This is a genomic window from Plantactinospora sp. BC1 (assembly GCF_003030345.1).
Lineage (GTDB): Bacteria > Actinomycetota > Actinomycetes > Mycobacteriales > Micromonosporaceae > Plantactinospora.
In genome coordinates, this window is sequence record NZ_CP028158.1 from 7,346,476 (window position 1) to 7,369,876 (window position 23,401).

A 23,401-nucleotide genomic window follows, 5' to 3' on the forward strand; every position below is an offset into this window, starting at 1 on the left:
CGGCGGGGCGGGGCGACCGGACAGTGGCGGGGAAAGCGCGGGAGGGCGGCTGATGGGCGAGGAACTGGTCCGGGTCGAGGGGGTCGGGCGGGACTTTCCGGCCGGCGACCGGGTGGTGCACGCGGTCCGGGAGGTCTCGTTCACCGCCGCCCGGGGCGAGCTGGTGGCGATCCGGGGCCGCTCCGGCGCGGGCAAGACCACCCTGTTGAACCTGATCGGGGGTCTGGACCGGCCGAGCCACGGGCGGATCCACGTCGCCGGGCACGAGATCACCGCTGCCGGGAGCGGCGAGCTGCTGGAGCTGCGCCGCTCCACCATCGGTTTCGTCTTCCAGTCCTTCGGGCTGATCCCGATCCTGTCGGCGGCGGAGAACGTCGGTGTGCCGCTGCGGCTGGCGAAGCGGCGTCGGGCCGAACGGGAGGAGCGGGTGACGATGCTGCTCGAACTGGTCGGGCTGGGCGGTCAGGCGGCGCAGCGGCCGTACGAACTCTCCGGCGGCCAGCAGCAGCGGGTGGCGGTGGCCCGGGCCCTGGCGAACGATCCGGCGCTGCTGATCGCGGACGAGCCGACCGGTCAGCTCGACTCGGAGACCGGTCGTTCGATCATGGATCTGCTCCGCGCGCTGGTGCACGCCCGGGGGATGACCGCGCTGGTGGCGACGCACGATCCGACCCTGATCGACCTGGCGGACCGGGTCCTGACGCTGCGCGACGGCCGGCTGGTGGACGGGGCGGGTCTGGAAGAGGCGGCGCTGGCCGGGAGCTGACGGCCCCCGGACACGATTCAGGGGTGGGATTCGTACGCTCGTACGAGCCCCACCCCTGAGCCGACGTTCGTTCGAGTCTCAGTCGCCCTGCCGCTGCTGGGGGATCTGGCCCTGCAGCAGGGCACGAACCTCCGACTCGCGGTAACGGCGGTGCCCGCCCAGCGTTCTGATCGCGCTGAGCTTCCCCGCCTTAGCCCACCGGGTCACGGTCTTCGGGTCGACACGGAACATCGACGCGACCTCTGCCGGCGTGAGTAGCGGCTCAGGTTCATGCGTACGCGATGCCATCGGTCACTCCTCCACAGGTGCCTATAGACATCGGCCGGGGTCCCGCCGGCCGACGCGTCTCCCATGGTCCGGCTAGTCCCCGATGTCCGACATGGGCCGAACGGCCGAAGGTCCCTGGATGGACGGATGAACAATGACCGATATATGGCCCTTTTTTATGCCAGAAAAAGACTTAACCGGACGGCCGATTGCCCCTCGTAACGCCGATATTACGAGCGGCATTCACCTGTGTGCGCTCCCAATGGGCCCTGAGCCGCATTGTTCGCTAATTGCAACGCTCCAGTAACTGCACCGCCCGCCACCGCGCCACCAGCTTCTCGTACGCCTCGGTGGCCGCCTCCGCGTCACCCCTGGAGAGCCCGGCCAACCCGGCCGCGACCAGCTCCGGAGAGTCGTCCGCGGCCAGCGCCTCGTCCGGGAGCAGGTCGACCAGCCCGCCGTAGTCCAGCTCCACCACCGACCGGGGATGGAACTCCTCCAGCCAGCGGGCCCCCTCCTCGACGGCCTCGGTGATCGGCGCGTCCCCGACCGACTTGCGCAGCACCGACAGGCCCCGGGAGGCCCGACGGCGGGCCTTGGAGATCTCGGTGCGGTACCGCAGCACCCGCCGGTCCGGCCGGGTGGTCAGCTCCCGCTCCTCCGGGTCGACGAAGACGAACCAGCGCAGCGGCACCCCCCAGGTGGCGATCTGCTCGTGCAGCCTCGGCACCCCGTGCTCCAGCACCCGCGCCCCGCTGCGCCAGTCCTCCACCACGGCCTTCGCCTGGCCGGCCAGCACCGGCGGGACGAACGCGTCGGCCAGCACCGGAGGCACCCCGTCCCGGGCGCTCAGCGCCGCCTCGGCGACCCGTACCCGCAGGTTCCAGGGGCAGACCAGCAACGTGTCGTCCGCCTCCAGGACGTACGCCTCCTCGGGCAGGTCGGGCAGCCGGGTCCAGCCGGCACCGAGCGCCTCGATCACCGCCGTCCGCTGCCGTACCGGCCCCTCCAGCGGGGCCACCGCCCGGCCCTCCTTGACGTAGCGACGCCAGAAAAGCTGCCGATCCCGGTCGAAGGCGGTCAACGGCTCGTACACCCGCAGGTAGGAAGCGAAGAGCGACGGCACGGCGCGATCCTCCCACGAAACGAGAGCCGAGGAGTCTCCAGCATCTCCAATCAGTCTCGGGCGCGTTGGCCGCGACCACGCCCGGGTCGATCGCGATTAGGCTCGGAGCAGGCCGGCAACATCCCCCGCCGGCACCGGGAGCCCCCCTCCCGCCGCATCCCACAAGGATGCCCACCTCCAGATCAGGAGCGAGACATGGACGTATTCGCCAGTACCGACGGTCCGGAATCCGACGGCCACGAGCAGGTCGTGTTCTGTCAGGACAAGCAGACCGGGCTCAAGGCGATCATCGCCATCTACTCGACCGCCCTCGGCCCCGCGCTCGGCGGCACCCGGTTCTACCCGTACGACACCGAGGCCGAGGCGCTGCACGACGTGCTCGACCTGTCCCGTGGCATGGCGTACAAGAACGCGCTCGCCGGGCTGGACCTCGGCGGCGGCAAGGCGGTCATCTGGGGCGACCCGGAGCGGATCAAGACCGAGCCGCTGCTGCGGGCGTACGGCCGCTTCGTCGAGTCGCTGGGCGGCCGCTACTACACGGCCTGCGACGTCGGCACCTACGTCGCCGACATGGACCTGATCGCCCGGGAGACCCGCTACGTGACCGGCCGCAGCGTCGAGCACGGCGGCGCCGGTGACTCCTCGGTGCTGACCGCCTGGGGTGTCTTCCAGGGGATGCGCGCCGCCGCCGAGCACGCCTGGGGCTCGCCGACCCTGGCCGGACGCCGGGTCGGCGTCGCCGGGCTCGGCAAGGTCGGCAAGCACCTGACCGGCCACCTGATCGACGACGGCGCCTCGGTGGTGGCGACCGACGTGAACCCCCGGGCGCTGGACTGGGTCCGGCAGGCGTACCCGCAGGTCGACGTGGTCGCCGACAACCAGGCCCTGATCACCTCCGACATCGACGTGTACGCACCCTGCGCCCTCGGCGGCGCCCTGGACGACGACACCGTGCCGGCGCTGCGCGCCTCGGTGGTGGTCGGCGCGGCCAACAACCAGCTCGCGCACCCGGGCATCGAGAAGCTGCTCGCCGACCGGGGTGTGCTGTACGCCCCCGACTACGTGGTGAACGCGGGCGGGGTGATCCAGGTCGCCGACGAGATCGAGGGCTTCAACTTCGAGCGGGCCAAGCTGCGGGCCACCCGGATCTACGACACCACCCGGGAGATCCTGCGGCTGGCCGACGCCGAGGGGGTGCCGCCGGCGGTCGCCGCCGACCGGCTCGCCGAGCGCCGGATGGCCGAGGTCGGCCGGCTGCGCACCATCCACCTGCGCTGACCGTCGCGGTCTCCGCAAGGGGCGGAGCCGAGCGGGTACCCCGGCTCCGCGCCCCGGCGGGACGGACCTCCGCCGGATTGCCGGCCAATCAGGCGGAAAGTACGCTGTACTGGACCGATGGGTCCGGAGGCCTCAAACACGTCACGGACAGGGCGGGCGGGCGCTCCTTACTGAGTAGGATGGGACCGCCCGTCGATGTCCCCGCGACGCGCGGGTACGGGCGGTGGTAACCCGAGGTGCCGAACCGGGGCATCCCCATGTACCGTAAGAGCCACGAGAGATGCCTGACGTCATCGGGGCCCGCCTTCGGGCTGCCCCGAATTCTGTGCGAGGGGGTCGAGCCATGGGGCGCGGCCGTGCTAAGGCCAAGCAGACTAAGGTCGCCCGGGAGTTGAAGTACCACTCCCCGAACACCGACCTCGCCGCCTTGCAGCGAGAACTCGGCGGCAGCCGCAAGTCGGACCACGACTTCGACGACGACTACAAAGAGTATGTCGACGACGATGACGAGGATCATGACGCGGGCGACGACCCGGGTAACTGGGTCTCGGCCCGCTGACCTCTGGTCACATCTGAGCACGCGGTAACACCGCGTGCTCACGCGTGTCCGAGTGCCTGCGGGCCGTATCGCCGATCGGGACGCCAAACGGTAAGGACCTGCCGGAGTCGGAGCATGTCTCCGGCCCGCCGGCAGGTCCTTCCGTTGGTCGTGACCGTCCACCACCGGTAAGGCGCGGCGGAGCCGCCGCTGACCGGGTCACCACCGCAGCACGGACGCCCGCCCGCCGAACAGGCGGAACGGGACGCCCGGCGCACCGGGTGCGTACCCGGTTCAGCGAGGGCGGTTGTTCCAGTTGTAGAACGTCGGGATGTTCTCGAAATGGTTCCAGGCGCAGACCGCGCTCGCGCCGTCCCCGCCGGTCGCCACCTCGTCCCGGAGCCGGCGCGCCTCCGCCGCCTCCCGCAGCAGGCTGGTGAGGCCGGCCCGAGCATCGAGCACCCGGGCGGCCACCCGATCGTGCGGTACGGCCTCGACGGGCTCAGGCGGCCGTGGGCTCGTGATCTCGGGCATGGTCCAACACTCCCTCTAGTAGACGGATCTTGCTGTTGCGGCAGTGGTCGGTCTCCGTACCGTCGAAACGCCCGTGCTCGAAATAGCGGTTGGCGGCATGCCCACCCCCGCAGAACCCGAAGTACGGGCACCGGGCGCGGCAGTTCTCCACGCCGGTGAGGAACTCCGCCACCCACGGCGTACGCCCGGCCGTGGCGAGGATGTCCCGCAGCGGGGTTTCCAGGACGTTTCCGCTGGTGAAGTCGGCGTAGTCCGGGTCGGCGAAGCCGGCGAGTTCGGGGGAGAGCAGCACCACCGAGCCGTCGTACCCGATGGTCGGGATGGGATCGAGCTGGCGGGGCAGCACGTCGTCCTCGGTCCCGTCGAGGACCGCCGCCGCGTACCGCAGCGACCACTCGACCTCCCGGAGGTGGATCCGGGGGTTCCGGCGCCAGGCGGTGACGAGTTCGGCCCAGAAGCCGCTGACCAGCTCGGCCGGGTGGGCGTTGCGCCGGGTGTTGACCCCCTCCGTCTCCTCGATGTTGATCCCCAGCACGTCGCAGCCGAGGTCGAGGAAGTAGTCGTACAGCTCGGTGGCGAGCCCCGGCTCCGGCCGGCCCACCACGCAGAGCGCCGAGTAGGAGATCCCGTGCCGGCGCAGCGCTTCGACGCCGGCCATGATCCGGTCGTACGACGGCTGGCCGCCCCGGCCGACCCGTTCCCGGTTGCGGTCCCGGGGCCCGTCGACGCTGACGCTGACCCGGATCCGGTGCGCGGCGAAGAACTCGCACCAGGCGTCGTCGATCAACGTCGCGTTGGTCTGCACGTGGTGCTCGACGGCGGAGTCGAAGGGCGCCAGCAGGGCCGCCAGGTGCTCCCGGCCGGCGGCGAGCGGCTCGCCCCCGTGCCAGACCACCGAGAACCGCCCCTGCCGGGCCCAGCCGTTGACCGGGCCGGCCACCGCCGCCGCCACCGGTACCGTCATCCGGCGGTCCGCCGCCCGGAAGGGGAGGTAGCAGTAGGCGCAGTCGAGGTTGCAGAGCGTGGTCGGCTGCATCACCACGTAGCTGGGGACCGCGGCGATCCCCCGCATGCCGGAAAACTCCTGTCCACGGACAGCCATGGCCCTCCTCCCCCGCCTCTGAGGTGCCCCTCAGGCTAGGTGGCGGTAGCCACCCCGGTGAAGCTGACCAGGTATGCCGAGAATCACGGGCAATATCGCGGATGCGGGTTTTGGCGTTTTTGTTGTGCTGGACCCGGTCTGGCTCGGGTCAGCCTCGGGTGTGCTGGCCGATCATGTGCACCTCGCCGGTGCCCTCGATGATCTCGCCGGCCTGCCACGCCTCGACACCGCGGCCGGTCAGGCAGGCCAGCGCCCGGTCGGCGTCCTCGGCCGAGACGATCGCGAACATGCCCACGCCCATGTTGAAGGTGGACTCCATGTCCTGGTCCTCGATCCGGCCCTTGGCCTGCACCAGGTCGAAGATCGGCTGCGGCCGCCAGGTGGCCCGGTTGACCACCGCGTCGACGTTGTCGGGAAGCACCCGGACCAGGTTGCCCGGGATGCCGCCGCCGGTGACGTGCGCCAGGGCCCGCACCTCGGCCTCGGCGATCAGCTTCAGGCAGTCCTGCGCGTAGATCTTGGTCGGGGTGAGCAGTTCCTCGCCCAGGGTGCGCTGCTTGCCGAAGTCCTCGATCACGCTGTCCAGCCGCATCCGGCCGGCGCCGAGCAGCACGTGCCGGACCAGGGAGTAGCCGTTGGAGTGCAGGCCCGAGGAACCCATCGCGATCACGACGTCGCCGACCTCGACCCGCTCCGGGCGGAGGATCTCGCTCTCCTCCACCACGCCCACGCCGGTGGCCGAGACGTCGTACTCGTCGGGGCGGAGCACCCCGGGGTGCTCGGCGGTCTCGCCACCGAGCAGCGCGCAACCGGCGTACCGGCAGCCGTCGGCGATGCCGGCGCCGATCTCGGCGACCTTGTCCGGTACGACCTCGCCGCAGGCGATGTAGTCGAGCAGGAAGAGCGGCTCGGCGCCGCAGGCGACCAGGTCGTCCACCACCATCGCCACCAGGTCGATCCCGACGGTGTCGTGGATGTCCATCTGCTGCGCGATGACCAGCTTGGTGCCGACCCCGTCGGTGGAGGAGGCGAGGATCGGGTTGCGGTACTTCTGGGTGTCCAGCCGGAAGAGGCCGGCGAAGCCGCCGATGTCGCCCATCACCTCGGGACGCCGGGTGCCCTGCACCTTGGGGCGGAGCAGTTCGACCGCGCGCTCACCGGCGTGGATCGAGACGCCGGCGTCCGCGTACGACACGGTGCGCTTGCGTCCGGACCGGCCCATCCCCGCCGTCCAGGGCTGATGGGTGCCGCCCGGGCCGTTTCCTGCACCACTGCGCTCGGTCACGTGCGTCACGGTTCTCCCCTTTGTGGTTCTCGCGGCTGGCCGCGTCGGTAGCGGTCGAGGATCGCTCGACTTCGTGCTGCCCGGCCGGATGTGTCCGGTTGGGCCGGTCCTGGCGCCGGGCGTCGTGCCCATCAGCGGTGCCCGGCGTGGTGCCTACGCGTGCGACGACACCTCGCCGCCACTGGGACTGCTCACGAACGGCTGACCGCCCGGACCGCGGGTGGCCCCGGTCGAGGCCACCTCCTCCGCCCCGGCGCCGGCGACCCGGCGGTCAACTCCTTCGAGTACGTGCTTGCCGATCAGGTTCCCCGCCGGCAACTCGATCGGATATTCCCCGTCGAAGCAGGCCCGGCAGAGCCGGGTCTTCGGCTGTTCGGTGGCCGCGATGAGACCCGCCAGCGAGACGTACCCGAGGCTGTCGGCCCCGATGGACCGCCGGATGCCCTCGTTGTCCAGCCCGTTGGCGAGCAGCTCCGCCCGGGTGGCGAAGTCGATGCCGTAGAAGCAGGGCCAGTTGACCGGCGGCGAGGAGATCCTGACGTGCACCTCCAGGGCACCGGCCTCGCGCAGCATCCGGACGATCGCCCGCTGGGTGTTGCCGCGCACGATCGAGTCGTCCACCACGACCACCCGCTTGCCGCGGACGTTCTCCCGGAGCGGGTTGAGCTTGAGCCGGATGCCGAGCTGGCGGAGCGTCTGCGACGGCTGGATGAAGGTGCGCCCGACGTACGGGTTCTTCATCAGGCCGGCGCCGTAGGTGATGCCGGACTCCTCGGCGTAGCCGATCGCCGCCGGGGTGCCGGACTCCGGAACCGGGATCACCAGGTCGGCCTCGACGGGGTGCTCCCGGGCGAGCCGCCGGCCGATGCCGACCCGGGCGGCGTGGATGTTGCGCCCGGCGATCGTGGTGTCCGGGCGGGCGATGTAGACGTACTCGAAGAGGCAGCCCTTCGGCTCCGGCGCGGCGAACCGGGCCGACCGCAGGCCGTGCTCGTCGATGGCGATCAGCTCGCCGGGCTCGATCTCGCGGACCAGGCTCGCCCCGACGATGTCCAGCGCGGCGGTCTCGCTCGCCACCACCCAGCCGCGCTCCAGCCGGCCGAGCACCAGCGGACGGACCCCGTACGCGTCACGGGCGGCGTAGAGGGTGGTCTCGTCCATGAAGACGAAACTGAACGCGCCGCGCAGCGTCGGCAGCACCTCCAGCGCAGCGGCCTCGACCGAGAGGTCGGGGCGGCTGGCCAGCAGCGTGGTCACCAGGGCGGTGTCGGAGGTCGAACCGTCCGAGTCCATGCCGCGCTCGATCGCGTCCCGGGCGAGTTCGGCCGTGTTGACCAGGTTGCCGTTGTGGGCCAGCGCGATCGTGGTGCCCGCCGTGTTGGCCCGGATGGTCGGTTGGGCGTTTTCCCAGGTCGATCCACCGGTGGTGGAGTATCGGGTGTGCCCGATCGCCAGGTGGCCGCGCAGGCTCGCCAGCGTCGGCTCGTCGAAGACCTGGGCGACCAGGCCGAGATCCTTGTAGACCACCACGCCCGACCCGTCGCTGACGGCGATGCCGGCAGCCTCCTGACCGCGGTGCTGGAGCGCGTAGAGACCGAAGTAGGTGAGCTTCGCCACCTCTTCGCCCGGAGCCCAGACTCCGAAAACACCGCACGCGTCCTGTGGTCCGGGTCGTTGGGGGTCGAGGTCATGGCTCAACCGGCCGTCGCCTCGGGGCACCTGCCGCTCCCTCTTGCTGATCTGCTCGGGACTCGCCTGTCACCCGGCTGATTTCGGGTTCTGTCGACTCAGACAGTGTACGCGAACCGCAGCCGATACAGAGAGCCACGTTATGACCCCCGTAAGTGACAGATGGTGATGGAAGAGTGTGGCTAAACCGGAAGAAATGGGGAGATATCCGAACGATTGCCGCTGGTCTGCACCAGTCCTTCGGCGACCGCCGTCGACCACGACAACCGCCCGGTCGCCAGCCGGATCCAGGTCTCCGGTGCCATCTCGACCACATTCGGCGGGGTACCACGGGTGTGTCGCGGTCCGGGACAACACTGGATCGCCCCATAGGGTGGCACCCGGACCTCCACCGCCCGGCCGGGAGCGGCCCGGGCCAGCTCGCTCAGCAGGGCACGAACGGCGTCCCGCGACGTCGTCCGGTCCGGCGTACGGCCGGCGTCGAGGTCCGCCAGCGCGGCCGTGACCGCTGCGGACTTATTGTGCGGAGAGGACACGTCGGGACGATACGACCCGGCTTCGTGGCATTTTTCGCCGCCCCTGGGTCGCGCTCATCCGGTCGGACAAGGCATAGTTGCCGACGGTGTAGTCGTATGGGTAGATCCCCGCCGACGACGGGTCGGCGGCGGAGCCCCGGAAGGCGGTGGACGTGACAGCACACCGACGAGCCTGGATCTCCCGGGCCGGTGTGGTCGTGGCGCTGGCAGCCAGCGCTGTATTCGCTCTCCCCACCACACCAGCTTTGGCTGACGATCCGGACGTGACGATCACGGGCGTCAACGCCAACCTCAACGCGGGGCAGACCACCACGCTCAGCTTCAGCGTCAAGAACAACAACGGCGGCGTACTGGGCGGGGACACCTCGTTCAACATCAACGTCCGGGGCTTCAACGAGTTGCAGTGCCAGGGCGAGCGGTGCGACTTCACCGACACCATCGACCTCGGCGCGACCAAGTCCTACAGCGTCACGCTCCGGGCTGGAAACGTCCCGGCCGGACAGACCCGGTCCGGCAGCGTCCAGATCAACGCCCAGGTCGGTGACGACAGCGACTCGGCCGCACGGAACATCACCGTGCGCGGGCCGGAGGCACCGCCGGAGGTGCAGACGGTCGCCGAGGTCTCCGGACGGGTCACCAACGAGGCCACCGGCGAAGGGGTTCCCGGCGCCAGCATGCGGCTGACCGACGGGCAGGGCCGGACCCACAGCGCCACCACGAGCAGCAACGGCAACTACCAGTTCAGGGGCTCCCAGGACCGGCCGATCGCGCCGGGGCGGCTCCAGATCCGGGCCACCAAGGACGGCATCAGCGACACCAAAGAGGTGAACGGGGCCGCCGGTGCCCGGGTCAACGGGCAGGGCATCCAGCTCGCCCTGGCCGGCGCGCCGACCGCGACCCCGGAGGCAACGGTCGAGCCGACCGAGGACGCCGCCGAGGAGGAGCCGACCGAGGAGGCCGGTGCCGAGGAGAGCCAGGAGGCGGGTGCGCCGGACCAGGCCGCCAACGAGGAATCCGGCGGCGGGCTCGGCTCCTGGGTGCTGATCCTGGCCGGCGGCCTGCTGGTCGCCCTCGGCGTCGGCGCGATCGTGCTGCTGCTGATGCGCCGCAAGGAAGACGGCGGAGATGACGACGTGGACGGCCCGGGTGGGCCGGGACCGCGCGGCGGCGCGGCGGCCGGCCGGGGTGGCTACCGGGGCGACGACGACGCCACCCGGGTCACCAACCGGGCCGGTGCCGACCCGACGATGGTCAACCGGGGCGGCAACCTCGCCGACGCGCCGACCATGATGCACAGTGCTCCGCTGGTCGACGACGAGTTCCCGGACCCGTACGGTGCACCGCTGCCCGGGCCGCAGACGCCGGGTTACGGCGCCGGAGAGCCGGGCTGGGGCGGCAACGCCAACGGCTACGGTGACCGGCCCGGGTCCGGTGCCGGCGCGTACGGCAACGCACCCGGCTCGGGTGCCGGCTACGGCGCCCCCGCCTCCGGGGCCGGCTACGGCAACGCACCCGGCTCGGGTGCCGGCTACGGTGCCCCCGTCTCCGGCGGTGGATACGCCGCCAACGGTGCCGGTGGCTACGACGACGGGTACGACGAGCCGACCGGGCGCTACACCGGCGCCCGGGGCGGTGCCGACGAGTACGGCCCGGCGGCCGACCCGTACGACACGAACGCCTACCGGCCGTCCTCGGGTGCCGGCCACGGCGGCTACGAGCCGACCCAGCAGTACGGCCGGGACGACGACGGGTACGACGCCGCAGGCTACGGCGCGGCGGGCCAGCCCGGCTACGGTGACGAGCCGCGTACGGGTGCCGGATACGAACGCGCCGACGACGGCTACGACCAGCAGGGCTACGACAACCGGGCCGGCTACGAGCAGGGTTACGGCGCCGACCGGGCCAGCTACGACCAGCCGACCACCGGTGCCGGCTACGACCAGCCGCGTGGTGGTTACGACGACCAGAACGGTTACGACGACCGTGCTGGCTACGACCAGCAGCAGGGCGGCGGCTACTACGACGACGCACCGCGGGCCGGGCACAGCCGGACGGGTGCGCCGCAGCAGTCGAGCCGTTCGGAGCGCCGGTCGCTCGACTGGCTGGACGACTGAGCCGACCCGCACGACACAACCCGGAGGGGCCCGGTTCGCGACGGCGAGCCGGGCCCCTCCGGGTTTCGCGGTACCGCTGTGCCGACCGATCCGGCGGTGACGACAGGCGGAACGGTCCCGGTCAGGCCGGCGAGTAGACGCCGTTGCGGAGTACCGGCACCACGTCGGAGACACCGACCTGGACCGCGATCTCGACGTCCTGACCGAATCCCCGGGTGACGAGTTCCCGGCCGGAGACGCTGCCCCGGACCGCTGCCGGCACGTCGGGCAGGCTGTTCAACGCGGCCAGCGCCAGCGCCGCCTCGACGGAGAGCCCACCGGACACTGTGGAGAGGGCGTCGAGTACGGCCGCCGCGCCGAGCTGGTCCTCGACACCGGGCCGGAGACTGTCGTCCGGCCAACGCTCCCCGGCCGCCACCACTCCGATCGGTGCGGTGGTCGAGCCGTACCCCTGGGCGAGGAGCCAGCGCCCGACGGCGCTGGCGTTGCGCAGGCAGGCCGCCACCACCGGCAGCCCGGTCGCGCTGGCGGCGGCACTGATCGCCGAACCGTTCGGAGACGGCAGTACCAGATCCGGCACGACCGGTGCGGTGTACAGGGCCGCCGGGGAGAGCGACCAGGGATGGTCCGGGGTGACCGCGCGACGGCCGACGGCGGCCACCGCGCCGACCCGGGTGGCGTACTCCGCGGCCTGGGCGCCCCACGGGAACGGGTGCACCCGCATCCCCCGGGCGACGGCCACCTCCACCGAGGTGGTGAAGGAGAGCACGTCCACGATCACCAGTACCGCGCAGACCCGGCTCAGCTCGGCCGCACCGGCCAGTCCCCAGTCCAGCCTGGCGCCGCTACCGGGCTGGGCGTAGACAGACTCCGCCGAGCCGTCCGACGGTCCGGTCAGCTCCGTCACGACGCGGTTCCTCCGCCGCCGGATCGACCCGACCGCCGCGCAGCCGGGTCAATCCGTCCGGCGATCTCCGGCATCGGTCTGGTCCGCCGGCTGCTGCTCCGCCGGCCGCTGCTCCGCCGACTCCTGGTCCGCCGACTCCTGGTCCCCGGCCGGGGTGGTCGGAGCGGTGGTGGTGGTCGGAGCGACGTCACCCGGAACCACGGCTTCGGGAGCGATGCCCTCGGCTGCCACGCCGTCGGCAGTAGCGCCCTCGGCTGCCACGCCGTCGGCAGGGGCGGCGTTGGCTGCCGCGTCCTCGGCAGGGGCGGCGTTGGCTGCCGCGCCCTCGGCAGGGGCGGCGTTGGCTGCCACGTCCTCGGCAGGGGCGGCGTCCGGGCCGCCAGCGGTGGGATCGGCGGCCGACTCCGGCTGCGGCGCCGAGCCGGCAGCGGAGGCCACCGGCTCGGGCCGGTCGGCATCGTCCGACTCGGCCCGGTCAGTGCCGGTGACCGGCTGGGCGGTGCCGGTGACCGGCTGCTCAGTGCCGGTGACCGGCTGGGTCTCGGCCCGGTCGGGACCGGTCGGCCCGGCCTCCGGCGTGCTCGTCCCGGTCGCGACCGACTCGGCCAGCGCCGCCGCGCTCTCGCCGAACAGGCTCGGCAGGGTGGCGCTGAACGCCGCGCGCAGCTCGGGCAGGCCGACGGTGAACTGGCCCCGGATCTCCAACTCGTCCGCGCTGGTGTCGGTGACCCCGATCAGGGTCCACGGCACCCCGCGCTCGACGCAGAGCGCGGTGAACGCCTTCTCGTGCCCGCGCGGCACCGCCACCATCGCCCGGCCGGCCGACTCGCTGAACAGGAAGACGAACGGCATCGAGCCGGCGGTGAAGCCCTCCGGGAGGGCGATCCGGGCCCCGACGCCGTGCCGGAGGGTCGACTCGACCAGCGCCTGGGCGAGGCCGCCGTCGGAGAGGTCGTGGGCGGAGCGCAGGTGCCCGACCCGGGCCGCCTCGGCGATCAGCTCGGCGAGGCTACGCTCGGCCGCGAGGTCGACCTTGGGCGGTACCCCGCCGAGGTGCTCGTGGGTGACCCAGGCCCACTCGGAGCCGGAGAGCTCCACCCGGGTCTCACCGAGCAGGAAGATCAGGTCGTGGTCGGCCCCGGTGGTCCGGGCGAAGCCCATCGGCACCCGCTGGGCGACGTCGTCGAGCACGCCCAGCACCCCGACGACCGGGGTGGGGTGGATCGCCGCCGCACCCGTCTGGTTGTAGAAGCTGACGTTGCCGCCGGTGACCGGGATGCCCAGCTCGGCGCAGCCGTCGGCGAGCCCGCGTACGGCCTCGGCGAACTGCCACATCACGCCCGGGTCCTCCGGCGAGCCGAAGTTCAGGCAGTCGGTCACCGCGATCGGCTTCGCGCCGGTCACCGCCACGTTCCGGTACGCCTCGGCGAGCGCCAGCTTCGCCCCGTGGTACGGGTCGAGCCGGGCGTACCGGCCGTTGCCGTCGACGGAGAGGGCGACGCCCAGCCCGGACCGCTCGTCGATCCGGATCACTCCGGCGTCCTCCGGCTGCGCCAGCACGGTGTTGCCGAGCACGTACCGGTCGTACTGCTCGGTGATCCAGGTCTTGTCGCAGAGGTTCGGCGAGGCGATCATCCGGAGCAGGGTCTCCCGGAGCGCCTCGGCGGTGGCCGGCCGGGGCAGCGTCTCGGCCCGGTCCGCCTGGAGCAGGATCAGGTCGGCCGGCTCCCGCATCGGGCGGGCGTAGACCGGACCGTCGTCGACCAGCGACCCCGGCGGCACGTCGACCACGGTGTGCCCCTGCCAGGTGACCAGCAGCCGGCCCGGCCCGGAGCCCTCGGGGGCACCGGTCACCTCACCGATCGCGCTGGCCGGGATGCCCCACTTCTGGGCGATCCCGAGCACCGCGTCGAGCTTCTCCGGGGCGACGATCAGCAGCATCCGCTCCTGCGACTCGCTGGCCAGGATCTCGTGCGGCTGCATGGACGCCTCGCGCAGCGGTACCCGCTCCAGCCAGACCCGCATGCCGGTGCCGGCCGCGGCGGCGGTCTCGGTGAGCGCGCAGGTCAGCCCGGCACCGCCGAGATCCTGGATGCCGACGACGAGTCCGGCGTCGTACAGCTCCAGGCACGCCTCGATCAGCAGCTTCTCCATGAACGGGTCGCCGACCTGCACCGACGGGCGGCGCTGCTCGCTGCCGTCGTCGAAGGTGGCGCTGGCCAGCACGGAGACCCCGCCGATGCCGTCCCGCCCGGTCTTGGCGCCGAGCAGCACCACGACGTTGCCGGGGCCGGCGGCGGCCTTGTTCTGCAGGCGCTGCACCGGAAGCACACCGAGGCAGAGCGCGTTGACCAGCGGGTTGCCCTGGTAGCAGGCGTCGAAGACGACCTCGCCGCCGATGTTGGGCAGCCCGAGCGAGTTGCCGTAGGTGCCGATCCCGGCGACGACGCCGGGGAGTACCCGGGCGGTGTCGGGGTGGTCGGCGGCGCCGAACCGCAGCGGGTCCATCACCGCGACCGGCCGGGCACCCATCGCCAGGATGTCCCGGACGATGCCGCCGACACCGGTCGCCGCGCCCTGGTGCGGCTCGACGAAGCTCGGGTGGTTGTGCGACTCGACCTTGAAGGTCACCGCGAGCTGGTCGGAGATCTGGATCACGCCGGCGTTCTCGCCGATGCCGGCGAGCAGCCGGTCGCTCGGCGGGGCCTTCTCGCCGAACTGCCGCAGGTGCACCTTGCTCGACTTGTAGGAGCAGTGCTCGCTCCACATGATCGAGTACATCGCCAGCTCGGACTGGGTGGGACGGCGGCCGAGGATCTGCCGGATCCGGTCGTACTCGTCGTCGCGCAGGCCCAGCTCGGCGTAGGGCTGGAGGTCGCCGGGGGTGGCCGACGCGTTCGGCACGGTGTCCACGCCGCCCGGGTAGCCGTTCACCGGCAGTTCCGCGGCGCCGCCGACCGGCGCCGGCTGGCCGGGTACGGGCGACTCGGCCGGAATCATCCTGGCCACCGCGTCGACGGCCGAGATGGGTACCGGGGCGGGATCGGGGGCCGAGGGGTGGCCGGCGAGGGCGGGCTCTGGCTGGCCCATGACCTCACTCCGTTCGATCATGCGGGTACTCCCGCGAGGTGCTTGAGGACCGACGTGAAGAAGCCGAGTCCGTCGAGGGACGGCCCGGTCAGCGCTTCCACGGCGTGCTCCGGGTGCGGCATCAGCCCGACCACGTTGCCGGCCTCGTTGCTGATCCCGGCGATGTCCCGCAGCGAGCCGTTCGGGTTGCCGCCCAGGTAGCGGGCCACCACCCGGCCGGTCGCCTCCAGCTCGTCGAGGGTGCGCTCGTCGGCGACGTAGCAGCCCTCGCCGTTCTTCACCGGGATCAGGATCTCCTGGCCGGGCTGGAACGCGTTGGTCCAGGCGGTGCCCGCCGACTCGACCCGCAGCACCTGGTCGCGGTTGCGGAAGTGCAGGTGCTGGTTGCGGGTCAGCGCGCCGGGCAGCAGGTGCGCCTCGCAGAGGATCTGGAACCCGTTGCAGATGCCGAGCACCGGCAGGCCGTCCCGGGCTCCGGCGGCGACGGACTCCATCACCGGGGCGAACCGGGCGATGGCGCCGCAGCGCAGGTAGTCACCGTAGGAGAAGCCGCCGGGCAGCACCACGGCGTCGACGCCGTGCAGGTCGGGGTCGTCGTGCCAGAGGGACACCACCTCGGCACCGGCGATCCGGGCGGCCCGGGCGGCGTCCCGGTCGTCCAGCGAGCCGGGGAACGTCACCACGCCGATCCGGGCGGTCATGGATTGCGCTCCTCGACGTCGCCGGCCTCGGCGACCCGGACCGAGAAGTCCTCGATCACCGGGTTCGCCAGCAGCTTGTCCGCGATCTCCCGGGCCCGGTCCAGGTCCGGCTGGCCGGTGAACTCGATCTCGATCCGCCGGCCGATGCGCACGGAGGACACGTCCGTGACTCCGAGCCTCGGCAGCGCATTCGCGACGGCCTGGCCCTGGGGATCGAGAATCTCCGGCTTGAGCATGACGTCGACGACGACGCGAGGCACTGGGCACTCCTGACTGTGTACGCAGTTGGGTGCCGGCCCACGAAAGGGGCGAGCGGAGCCAGCGTACCCGGCCGACCAGCCAGTTGATGCACGGGCCGGCGCGTCGATGCCCCGACCGACCCCGGGCGCCCGCCGGGCGCCTCCGGTGGACCCGGTCACCCGCCGGAGAGGGTCGGAAACCGACCGCAGAGGTTCACCCTTGTGAATAGGTGACGAACGGCTTAGCGTGTGGCGTCAAACGTCCGGTTGGCTACACCGAACGTTGACTGTCCAGGTCCGTACGGCGGACATCCTCCCGCCTACGGCGGCTCAACCGACCCGGTGACCCCGGGTAAACCCCCCGGAAGGAGCCCCCTGTGCGTCTTCGCCGAACCCTGGTGATGCTCGCCACCGCCATGGCCGGCGCGCTCGTCGCGCCGTCCGTCGCCACCGCCGCCCCCGCCACCCCGTTCATCATCGGCGGCGGCACCGTCTCCTCGGCCCCGTGGGCCGCGGCCGTGCTCAGCAACGGCTCGTTCACCTGCTCCGGCACCATCATCGCGGCCCGCTGGGTGCTCACCGCCCGGCACTGTGTCAGCGGCACGATGTCGGTGCGGGTCGGCAGCGTCAACCGGTCCTCCGGCGGCGTCACCAGTGGCGTGACCGCCAGCTACTCCCGGTACGACCTCGCGCTGCTCAACCTGTCCACCTCGATCAACACCAGCTACATGCCCCTGTCCAGCGCCTACCCGCCGGTCAACTCCACCAACTCCATCTACGGCTGGGGGATGACCTGCTACAGCGGCTGCTCGGCGTCGACCACGCTGAAGACCGCGACGGTACGGGTGACCAGCACGAACGTCACCGACGCGTACGGCGGGCGGGCGATCCGCAGCACCCGGGTCAACGGCAACGCCTGGCGTGGTGACTCCGGTGGCCCGCAGGTCTACAACGGCGCCCAGGTGGGCGTCGCCTCCACCGCCGACGGGCAGAGCATCCAGAACTACGGCAGCGTCGCCTACAACCGTTCCTGGATCACCTCCGTCTCCGGCGTCTAGGCACCACCCACACCCTCCTCAGGGGTATGGCGCGGACGTTCCAGCTGCGATGGGACGTCCGCGCCGCGCCGTTTGGGCCGGCTGCGCGCCGTTTGGCGACGAGGCGGCCGGGAACGGGCTCCGGCGGCCGGTTCGCGGCAGCCGCGTCGTTTCGCAAACTGGAGCGATGTGAACAGCCCTCGCAAAACGCACGGGCCCGGCTCTGCCAGCATCAAGCTGTGCTGGTCGTGACGACGGATCACCTACCGGGGTACGAGATCCGCGCGGTACTCGGCGAGGTCGTATCTTCCCAGGCCCGAACCCGGAACCCGTACCGGGAAGGCGTGAAGAACCTCCGTGGTGGCGCCTATGACCCCAAGGCGCCCGAGAACCTCACCCGCTGGCGTACCGACGCCGTGCAGAAGCTGGGTGAGGAGGCGACCCGGCTCGGCGCGAACGCCGTGATCGGGATGCGCTTCGACCATCGCGAGGTCGGCGAGATGTGGATGGAACTCTGCGCGTACGGCACGGCGGTGGTCGCCGTCCGGCAGCCGCCGGAGAATCCGCCCAGCGACCAGCCGAAGGTGGCGGCCGAGACGGCGCACCTGGCGGAGCCGCTGGACTCCGGGGCGATCGCCGAGGCGCCGAGCGCACCGGACCTCGGCAGCGCGGCCGGCACCCCGACACCGCGGAGCTGACGGCGAACCCACCGGCGGTCGGGCTCTTCCCCGGCCCCGGCGGGTCGGCCGCTCAGAGGATCGGCGCCGGGTCGTACCCGGCGGCCTCGGGGTGCGCCGCGACCACCGCGGCGATCCGGTCGGCGACGGCCCGGACCTGCGCGGACGCCGCCCCGGTGAAGCCGGCGCGGTCGGCGACCAGCTCGTCGATCTCGGCCCGGGTCAGCCCGAGCCGGCCGTCGGCGGCGAGCCGGTCGAAGAGGTCGTTCTCGGTGGCGCCCTTCTCCCGCATCGCCAGCGCCACCGCGACCGCGTGCTCCTTGATCACCTCGTGCGCGGTCTCCCGACCGACCCCGCGCCGCACCGCCGCGACAAGGATCTTGGTGGTGGCCAGGAACGGCAGGTAGCGGTCGAGTTCCCGGGCGATCACCGCCGGGTACGCGCCGAACTCGTCCAGCACGGTCAGGAAGGTCTGGAAGAGCCCGTCGGCGGCGAAGAACGCGTCCGGCAGCGCGACCCGGCGCACCACCGAGCAGGAGACGTCGCCCTCGTTCCACTGGTCGCCGGCCAGCTCGCCGACCATCGACAGGTAACCCCGGATGATCACCGCGAAGCCGTTCACCCGCTCGCTGGACCGGGTGTTCATCTTGTGTGGCATGGCGCTGGAGCCGACCTGGCCGGGGCGGAAGCCCTCGGTGGCGAGTTCCTGGCCGACCATCAGCCGGATCGTGGTGGCCAGGCTGCTCGGCGCGGCGGCGGTCTGGGCCAACGCGGAGATCACGTCGAAGTCCAGCGAGCGCGGATAGACCTGACCGACGCTGTCCAGCACCCGGCGGAACCCGAGGTGCTCGGCGACCCGGCGCTCCAGCTCGGCCACCCTGGCCGGGTCCCCGTCGAAGAGGTCGAGCTGGTCGGCGGCGGTACCGACCGGACCCTTGATCCCACGCAGCGGATAGCGCTCGATCAGGTCGGTCAGCCGCTCGTAGGAGATCAGCAGCTCCTCGGCGGCGCTGGCGAACCGCTTGCCCAGCGTGGTCGCCTGGGCGGCGACGTTGTGCGAGCGGCCGGTCATCACCAGGTCGGCGTGCTCGACGGCGAGCCGGGCCAGCCGGGCCAGGGCGGCGACCACCCGGTCCCGGACCAGTTCCAGCGAGGCGCGGACCTGGAGCTGCTCGACGTTCTCGGTCAGGTCCCGGGAGGTCATCCCCTTGTGCACCTGCTCGTGCCCGGCCAGCGCGCTGAACTCCTCGATTCGGGCCTTCACGTCGTGCCGGGTCACCCGCTCCCGGGCCGCGATCGAGGCGAGGTCGACCCGGTCCAGCACCCGCTCGTACGCCTCGACCGCGCCGTCCGGCACCGGCACGCCGAGGTCGCGCTGCGCCCGGAGTACGGCCAGCCAGAGGCGGCGCTCCATCCGGATCTTCTCCTCCGGGGACCAGAGGGCGGCCAGCTCGGCCGAGGCGTACCGGTTGGCGAGGACGTTGGGGATGCTGGTCACCCCGCCATTGTCTGCCATCCCGACGGTTCCGCTTCGGACGGGTGCCCGGGATCGGACGGGTGCCCGGGAAATGGCGTTGACCCTCCAGTCGCTGGAATCCATAGCTTCGCCGGCATGGCACCGCAGAAGAAGATCAACCGCCAGCTCACCCTGGAACTCGACGCCGGCAACGCGGCGATGGTCGACATCGGCAAGATGCTCGGCCCGACCGGCGTCAACACCCGGCAGCTCAAGCTCGACTACGACGCCGCCACCGCGGCCCAGCGCGGCGAGATCGTTCCGGTGGTCGTCACCGTCTTCGACGACCGGTCGTACGCGCTGCGGCTCAAGACGCCGCCGACGGCGTACCTGATCCGGAAGGCGCTCGGGCTGGCCGGCGGCTCCGGACGGCCCGGCTCGCAGACGGTGGCCAAGATCTCCCGTCAGCAGCTCCGGGAGATCGCCGAGCGGAAGTTGCCCGACCTGAACACCGAGGACGTGGCGGCGGCGATGCGGCAGGTCGCCGGCACGGCCCGCTCGATGGGGGTACTCGTCGCCGACGACTGAACAGCGTCGGCCGGGTCCGGCACCGGTGCGGTGGGTGCGGCGGCGCTAGCCGACCTTTCCCGCCGGAGCCGGCCCCGGTGCCGTCGACGGAGCAGCCGGCAGCACGGGTCCGGTGGGTCCGGCGTCCTCGGCACGGGCCGGAAGCTCGGTCGAGAGCCGGCGTACGCCCGGATCGGCCAGCATGCCGAGTACCGCCACGAAGACGACCCCGGCGGCGACCAGCAGCGTCGACTCGTTGCCGATGGTCTCGGCCACCGGGCCGATCGTCATCTGGCCGAGCGGGATCGCCAGGAAGGAGCCGAGCGCGTCGTACGAGTAGACCCGGGCGAGCTTGTCGGCGGGGATGTTCCGCTGCATCGAGGTCTCCCAGGCGACCGAGAACTGCTCGACGGCCACCCCGGCCACGAACGCGGCGGCGATCAGCACGGCGACGGACGGTGTCCAGGCCAGCCCGAGCAGCAGCAGTACGTCGGCGAACATGCAGAGCACGCCGAGCCGGAGCAGCCGGCGTACCCGGATCCGGAGCGCGACCAGTGCCCCGGCCACCATGCCGGCGGTCTGGGCGGCGAGCACCAGGCCCCAGGCGGGTCGGCCGATCGTCTCGTCCGCCACGGCGGGGCCGAGGACGTTGACCGAGCTGGCGTAGGCGAAGTTGATCAGCAGGAAGCCGAGTACCACCACCCAGACCCAGGAGCGCGCGACGAACTCGGTCCAGCCCTCGCGCAGTTCGCGGACCGGGTTGGCCCGCTCGGTGCGCGGGGCGGCGACGGCCTGGACGCGTACCCGGGAGAATGCCAGCCCGGCCAGCGCGAAGGTCGCGGCGTCCACCAGCAGCCCCCAGCCCGGTCCGACGCCGGCCACCAGCACACCGCCGAGCGACGCGCCGCCGATCATGGCGGCGTTGGTGCCGAGCCGGTTGAGCGCGTTGGCCGACTGGAGCAGCTCGGCCGGCACGGTCTGCGGGACCAGTGCGGCGGCGGCCGGCCAGGCGAAGGCGGCCACCACGCCGTTCACGGCGGCGAGCGCGACCAGCGCCGGGATCGTCGCGGTACCGGTCAGCACCAGCGCCGCGACCGCGCCCTGGGTAAGCGCGGCGAGGGCGCAGGAGACCACCATCACCGTCTGCCGGGGCAGCCGGTCGGCGAGCACGCCGCCGAAGAGCAGGAACAGCACGTGGGTCAGCGACCGCGCGCCGACGACCAGGCCGAGGTCGCGCACGCTGCCGGTGAGATCGAGTACGGCGAACGCCAGCGCGACCGGTGCGACCGCGTTGCCGAGCATGGTGGCGGACCGGCCGATCGCCAGGTAGCGGAAGGGCCGGTGCCGCAGCGGCGCGAGCGCGCCGTCCCGGGTACCCATGGTCAGTCCTCCATCCGGAAGAGCGCGACGGTGGCGCTCACCCGGTGAGTGCCGGGGGTGTGCGCGGGCCGGGCGGCGTGGTGCAGCCGGGCCGACGCCTCGGCGATGGTGTTCCGGATCTCGTCCCAGGTCTCGGGGTCGATCCAGAACTCGGCGTCGGTGAGGAAGTTGCCCGGGCCGGGCCGCAGGTGATGCGTTCGGCGGCGCAACTCGGCGGCGAGCGCGTCGTAGAGCAGCCGGTGGTCGGGGGTGGCCGGGCCGGCGGCCAGCCCCGACCCGGGCCGGTCGCGCTGGCTCGCCGGGTCGTAGCGGTAGCGCTTGGCGGCGCCGCCCCGGATGCGTTCCTCGCCGGCCACCTCGATCAGGCCGGCGGCCAGCAGGTGCCGCAGGTGGTAGCTGGCGTTGGCGTGCGTGAGGTCCAGTTCGCGGGCGATCTCGGCGGCGGTGAGCGCCGACGCGGTGAGCAGGGAGAGGATCCGCATCCGTACCGGATGGGCCAGCGCCCGCAGCCGGACGGTCGGATCCGGCGCGTCGGCGTCTGGATCGTCGTCAACCCCCAAAGACATGTTTGGGAGTGTAGGGGATGTCGGCGCGAGGCGGGGTGGCCATCCTCGCCGCAGAGACTGTCGAGCTGCCCCGCTTGTGCTCCCGCCGCCAGCACCCCCCGCCAGCACCCCGCTGACGACCGCCACCCGGCCATGCCGACGCCTCGACCCGGACACCGGAGGCGTTACGACGCAGGGTTAGCGCGTCTGGTGTCCAGGTCACCGATTCCGGCGGTCGGCTTTCCGGCGGGCTGTCGCCCGGCCAGCTCAGCGTTCCAGGATCGCCACCACGCCCTGGCCGCCGGCCGCGCAGATCGAGATCAGCCCGCGCCCGGAGCCGCGCTCGGCGAGCAGCTTGGCCAGGGTGGCCACGATCCGGCCGCCGGTCGCGGCGAACGGGTGGCCGGCGGCCAGCGACGAGCCGTTGACGTTCAGTTTGTCCGGGTCGATCGACCCCAGCGGGGCGTCCAGGCCCAGCCTCTCCTTGCAGAACTCCGGCGACTCCCAGGCCGCCAGGGTGGCCAGCACCTGCGAGGCGAACGCCTCGTGGATCTCGAAGTAGTCGAAGTCGGCCAGGGTCAGCCCGGTCCGGGCGAGCAACCGGGGTACGGCGTACGCGGGAGCCATCAGCAGCCCCTCGTCGCCGTGTACGAAGTCCACGGCGGCGGTCGTCGACGCACCGAACCAGGCGAGTACCGGCAGGTTGTGTGCCCTGGCCCACTCCTCGGAGGCGAGCAGCACCGTCGACGCCCCGTCGGTGAGCGGTGACGAGTTGCCGGCGGTCATGCTGGCGTGCTCGGCGTCCGGTCCCCGGGTGCCGAAGACCGGCTTGAGCCGGCCGAGCTTCTCCACGCTGGTGTCGGGGCGGAGGTTCGCGTCCCGGGTCAGCCCGAGGTACGGGGTGACCAGATCGTCGAAGAACCCCCGGTCGTACGCGGCGGCGAGCCGCTGGTGCGACCGGACCGCGAGTTCGTCCTGGGCCTGCCGGTCGACGTGCCACCGCCGGGCGGTGACCGCCGCATGCTCGCCCATCGACAGTCCGGTACGCGGCTCCGCGTTGCGCGGGATCTCCGGCCGGAACGGCTGGGCCGGCCGGAGCCGGCTGGCGGCCCTCAGGCGCCCGCCGAGGGTACGGGCGGCGTTGATCTCCAGCAGGGTGCGCCGCAGTTCCTCGTTGACGGCCAGCGGCGCGTCCGAGGTGGTGTCCACGCCACCGGCCACACCGACGTCGATCTGACCGAGCGCGATCTTGTTGGCGACCAGGATCGCCGCCTCCAGGCCGGTGCCGCAGGCCTGCTGGAGGTCGTACGCCGGGGTGCGCGGGTCGAGCCGGGAGCCGAGTACCACCTCCCGGGTGAGGTTGAAGTCCTTCGAGTGCTTGAGCACCGCCCCGGCGGCCACCTCGCCGAGCCGCTCGCCGGCCAGGCCGAACCGGGCGATCAGCCCGTCCAGGGCGGCGGTCAGCATGTCCTGGTTGGACGCCTTGGCGTACCGACCGTTGGAGCGGGCGAACGGGATCCGGTTGCCTCCGAGGATCGCGACGCGACGTACGGCTTCCATGGTGACG

Annotated in this window: 21 protein-coding genes and 1 pseudogene; 7 read left to right on the forward strand and 15 right to left on the reverse strand. The window is 72.1% G+C overall.

The window, feature by feature from the left end:
* The first annotated feature begins 52 nt into the window (after positions 1-52).
* Positions 53-766 (forward strand): ABC transporter ATP-binding protein, encoded by a 714-nt coding sequence (locus tag C6361_RS32280; protein ID WP_107270055.1) that lies wholly within the window; start codon positions 53-55, stop codon positions 764-766.
* 78 nt (positions 767-844) lie between these two features.
* Here the strand turns inward: C6361_RS32280 and C6361_RS32285 are convergent, their stop codons facing one another.
* Both C6361_RS32285 and C6361_RS32290 read right to left on the reverse strand, forming a co-directional pair.
* Positions 845-1,054: a BldC family transcriptional regulator gene (locus C6361_RS32285; RefSeq protein ID WP_007073996.1), complete on the reverse strand. Its 210-nt coding sequence runs from the start codon at positions 1,052-1,054 to the stop codon at positions 845-847.
* A gap of 265 nt (positions 1,055-1,319) precedes the next feature.
* Entirely contained in the window at positions 1,320-2,159 is an 840-nt protein-coding gene (locus tag C6361_RS32290) for a hypothetical protein (protein WP_101368644.1), read from the reverse strand.
* Between the two features lie 195 nt (positions 2,160-2,354).
* On the opposite strand from C6361_RS32290, the gene C6361_RS32295 reads away from it, so the two are divergent.
* Complete coding sequence (locus C6361_RS32295; protein ID WP_107262658.1) at positions 2,355-3,437, forward strand: Glu/Leu/Phe/Val dehydrogenase; 1,083 nt, start codon at positions 2,355-2,357, stop codon at positions 3,435-3,437.
* Positions 3,438-3,780: 343 nt separating this feature from the next.
* Positions 3,781-3,996, forward strand: a complete 216-nt coding sequence (locus C6361_RS32300) for a DUF3073 domain-containing protein (protein WP_107262657.1) — start codon at positions 3,781-3,783, stop codon at positions 3,994-3,996.
* Between the two features lie 273 nt (positions 3,997-4,269).
* On the opposite strand, the gene amcA is transcribed toward C6361_RS32300, so the two are convergent.
* The 5 genes from amcA to C6361_RS32325 form a co-directional block, all read right to left on the reverse strand.
* On the reverse strand, positions 4,270-4,509 hold the full coding sequence (amcA, locus tag C6361_RS32305) for a multiple cyclophane-containing RiPP AmcA (RefSeq protein ID WP_107262656.1): 240 nt from the start codon (positions 4,507-4,509) through the stop codon (positions 4,270-4,272).
* Positions 4,478-5,581 carry a cyclophane-forming radical SAM peptide maturase AmcB gene (gene amcB / locus C6361_RS32310; protein ID WP_304598558.1) on the reverse strand — a complete coding sequence of 368 codons (1,104 nt, stop codon included), beginning with the start codon at positions 5,579-5,581 and terminating at the stop codon, positions 4,478-4,480. The genes amcA and amcB overlap by 32 nt, the downstream gene beginning before the upstream one ends.
* Before the next feature lie 178 nt (positions 5,582-5,759).
* On the reverse strand, positions 5,760-6,905 hold the full coding sequence (gene purM / locus C6361_RS32315) for a phosphoribosylformylglycinamidine cyclo-ligase (protein WP_107262654.1): 1,146 nt from the start codon (positions 6,903-6,905) through the stop codon (positions 5,760-5,762).
* Positions 6,906-7,049: 144 nt separating this feature from the next.
* On the reverse strand, positions 7,050-8,615 hold the full coding sequence (purF, locus tag C6361_RS32320) for an amidophosphoribosyltransferase (protein ID WP_107262653.1): 1,566 nt from the start codon (positions 8,613-8,615) through the stop codon (positions 7,050-7,052).
* Positions 8,616-8,767: 152 nt separating this feature from the next.
* Complete coding sequence (locus tag C6361_RS32325) at positions 8,768-9,121, reverse strand: sterol carrier family protein (RefSeq protein ID WP_107270057.1); 354 nt, start codon at positions 9,119-9,121, stop codon at positions 8,768-8,770.
* 263 nt (positions 9,122-9,384) lie between these two features.
* Here C6361_RS32325 and C6361_RS32330 point away from each other — a divergent pair, with 263 nt between their 5' ends.
* A complete protein-coding gene (locus C6361_RS32330) occupies positions 9,385-11,235 on the forward strand; it encodes a carboxypeptidase-like regulatory domain-containing protein (protein ID WP_159079590.1) in 1,851 nt (616 codons plus the stop codon).
* A gap of 121 nt (positions 11,236-11,356) precedes the next feature.
* On the opposite strand, the gene C6361_RS32335 is transcribed toward C6361_RS32330, so the two are convergent.
* From C6361_RS32335 to purS, 4 genes and pseudogenes are all read right to left on the reverse strand, one after another.
* Positions 11,357-12,133, reverse strand: coding sequence for a 2-phosphosulfolactate phosphatase (locus tag C6361_RS32335; RefSeq protein ID WP_107271315.1), 777 nt, complete (start codon positions 12,131-12,133; stop codon positions 11,357-11,359).
* A 629-nt stretch (positions 12,134-12,762) separates the two neighbouring features.
* Positions 12,763-15,139: pseudogene (gene purL, locus C6361_RS32340) on the reverse strand (phosphoribosylformylglycinamidine synthase subunit PurL); the annotation flags it as partial.
* A gap of 110 nt (positions 15,140-15,249) precedes the next feature.
* A complete protein-coding gene (purQ, locus tag C6361_RS32345) occupies positions 15,250-15,933 on the reverse strand; it encodes a phosphoribosylformylglycinamidine synthase subunit PurQ (RefSeq protein ID WP_107262650.1) in 684 nt (227 codons plus the stop codon).
* The gene (gene purS, locus C6361_RS32350; protein WP_107262649.1) at positions 15,930-16,193 is read right to left on the reverse strand and encodes a phosphoribosylformylglycinamidine synthase subunit PurS; all 264 of its coding nucleotides are present in this window, start codon (positions 16,191-16,193) and stop codon (positions 15,930-15,932) included. Before purS ends, purQ begins: the two co-directional genes overlap by 4 nt.
* A gap of 380 nt (positions 16,194-16,573) precedes the next feature.
* Between purS and C6361_RS32355 the strand changes: the two genes are divergently transcribed.
* Positions 16,574-17,230, forward strand: coding sequence for a trypsin-like serine protease (locus C6361_RS32355; RefSeq protein WP_369931464.1), 657 nt, complete (start codon positions 16,574-16,576; stop codon positions 17,228-17,230).
* Between the two features lie 158 nt (positions 17,231-17,388).
* Complete coding sequence (locus tag C6361_RS32360; RefSeq protein WP_369931465.1) at positions 17,389-17,907, forward strand: YbjQ family protein; 519 nt, start codon at positions 17,389-17,391, stop codon at positions 17,905-17,907.
* 52 nt (positions 17,908-17,959) lie between these two features.
* Here C6361_RS32360 and purB read toward each other — a convergent pair whose 3' ends face one another.
* Positions 17,960-19,384 carry an adenylosuccinate lyase gene (purB, locus tag C6361_RS32365; RefSeq protein ID WP_107270059.1) on the reverse strand — a complete coding sequence of 475 codons (1,425 nt, stop codon included), beginning with the start codon at positions 19,382-19,384 and terminating at the stop codon, positions 17,960-17,962.
* Positions 19,385-19,498: 114 nt separating this feature from the next.
* Here purB and C6361_RS32370 point away from each other — a divergent pair, with 114 nt between their 5' ends.
* The gene (locus C6361_RS32370; RefSeq protein ID WP_107262645.1) at positions 19,499-19,930 is read left to right on the forward strand and encodes an uL11 family ribosomal protein; all 432 of its coding nucleotides are present in this window, start codon (positions 19,499-19,501) and stop codon (positions 19,928-19,930) included.
* A 45-nt stretch (positions 19,931-19,975) separates the two neighbouring features.
* Here C6361_RS32370 and C6361_RS32375 read toward each other — a convergent pair whose 3' ends face one another.
* From C6361_RS32375 to C6361_RS32385, 3 genes are all read right to left on the reverse strand, one after another.
* Complete coding sequence (locus C6361_RS32375; RefSeq protein ID WP_107270060.1) at positions 19,976-21,289, reverse strand: MFS transporter; 1,314 nt, start codon at positions 21,287-21,289, stop codon at positions 19,976-19,978.
* Positions 21,290-21,291: 2 nt separating this feature from the next.
* Positions 21,292-21,855, reverse strand: coding sequence for a transcriptional regulator (locus C6361_RS32380; protein ID WP_107270061.1), 564 nt, complete (start codon positions 21,853-21,855; stop codon positions 21,292-21,294).
* Positions 21,856-22,101: 246 nt separating this feature from the next.
* Entirely contained in the window at positions 22,102-23,394 is a 1,293-nt protein-coding gene (locus C6361_RS32385) for an acetyl-CoA C-acetyltransferase (protein WP_107262642.1), read from the reverse strand.
* Positions 23,395-23,401: the final 7 nt, after the last annotated feature.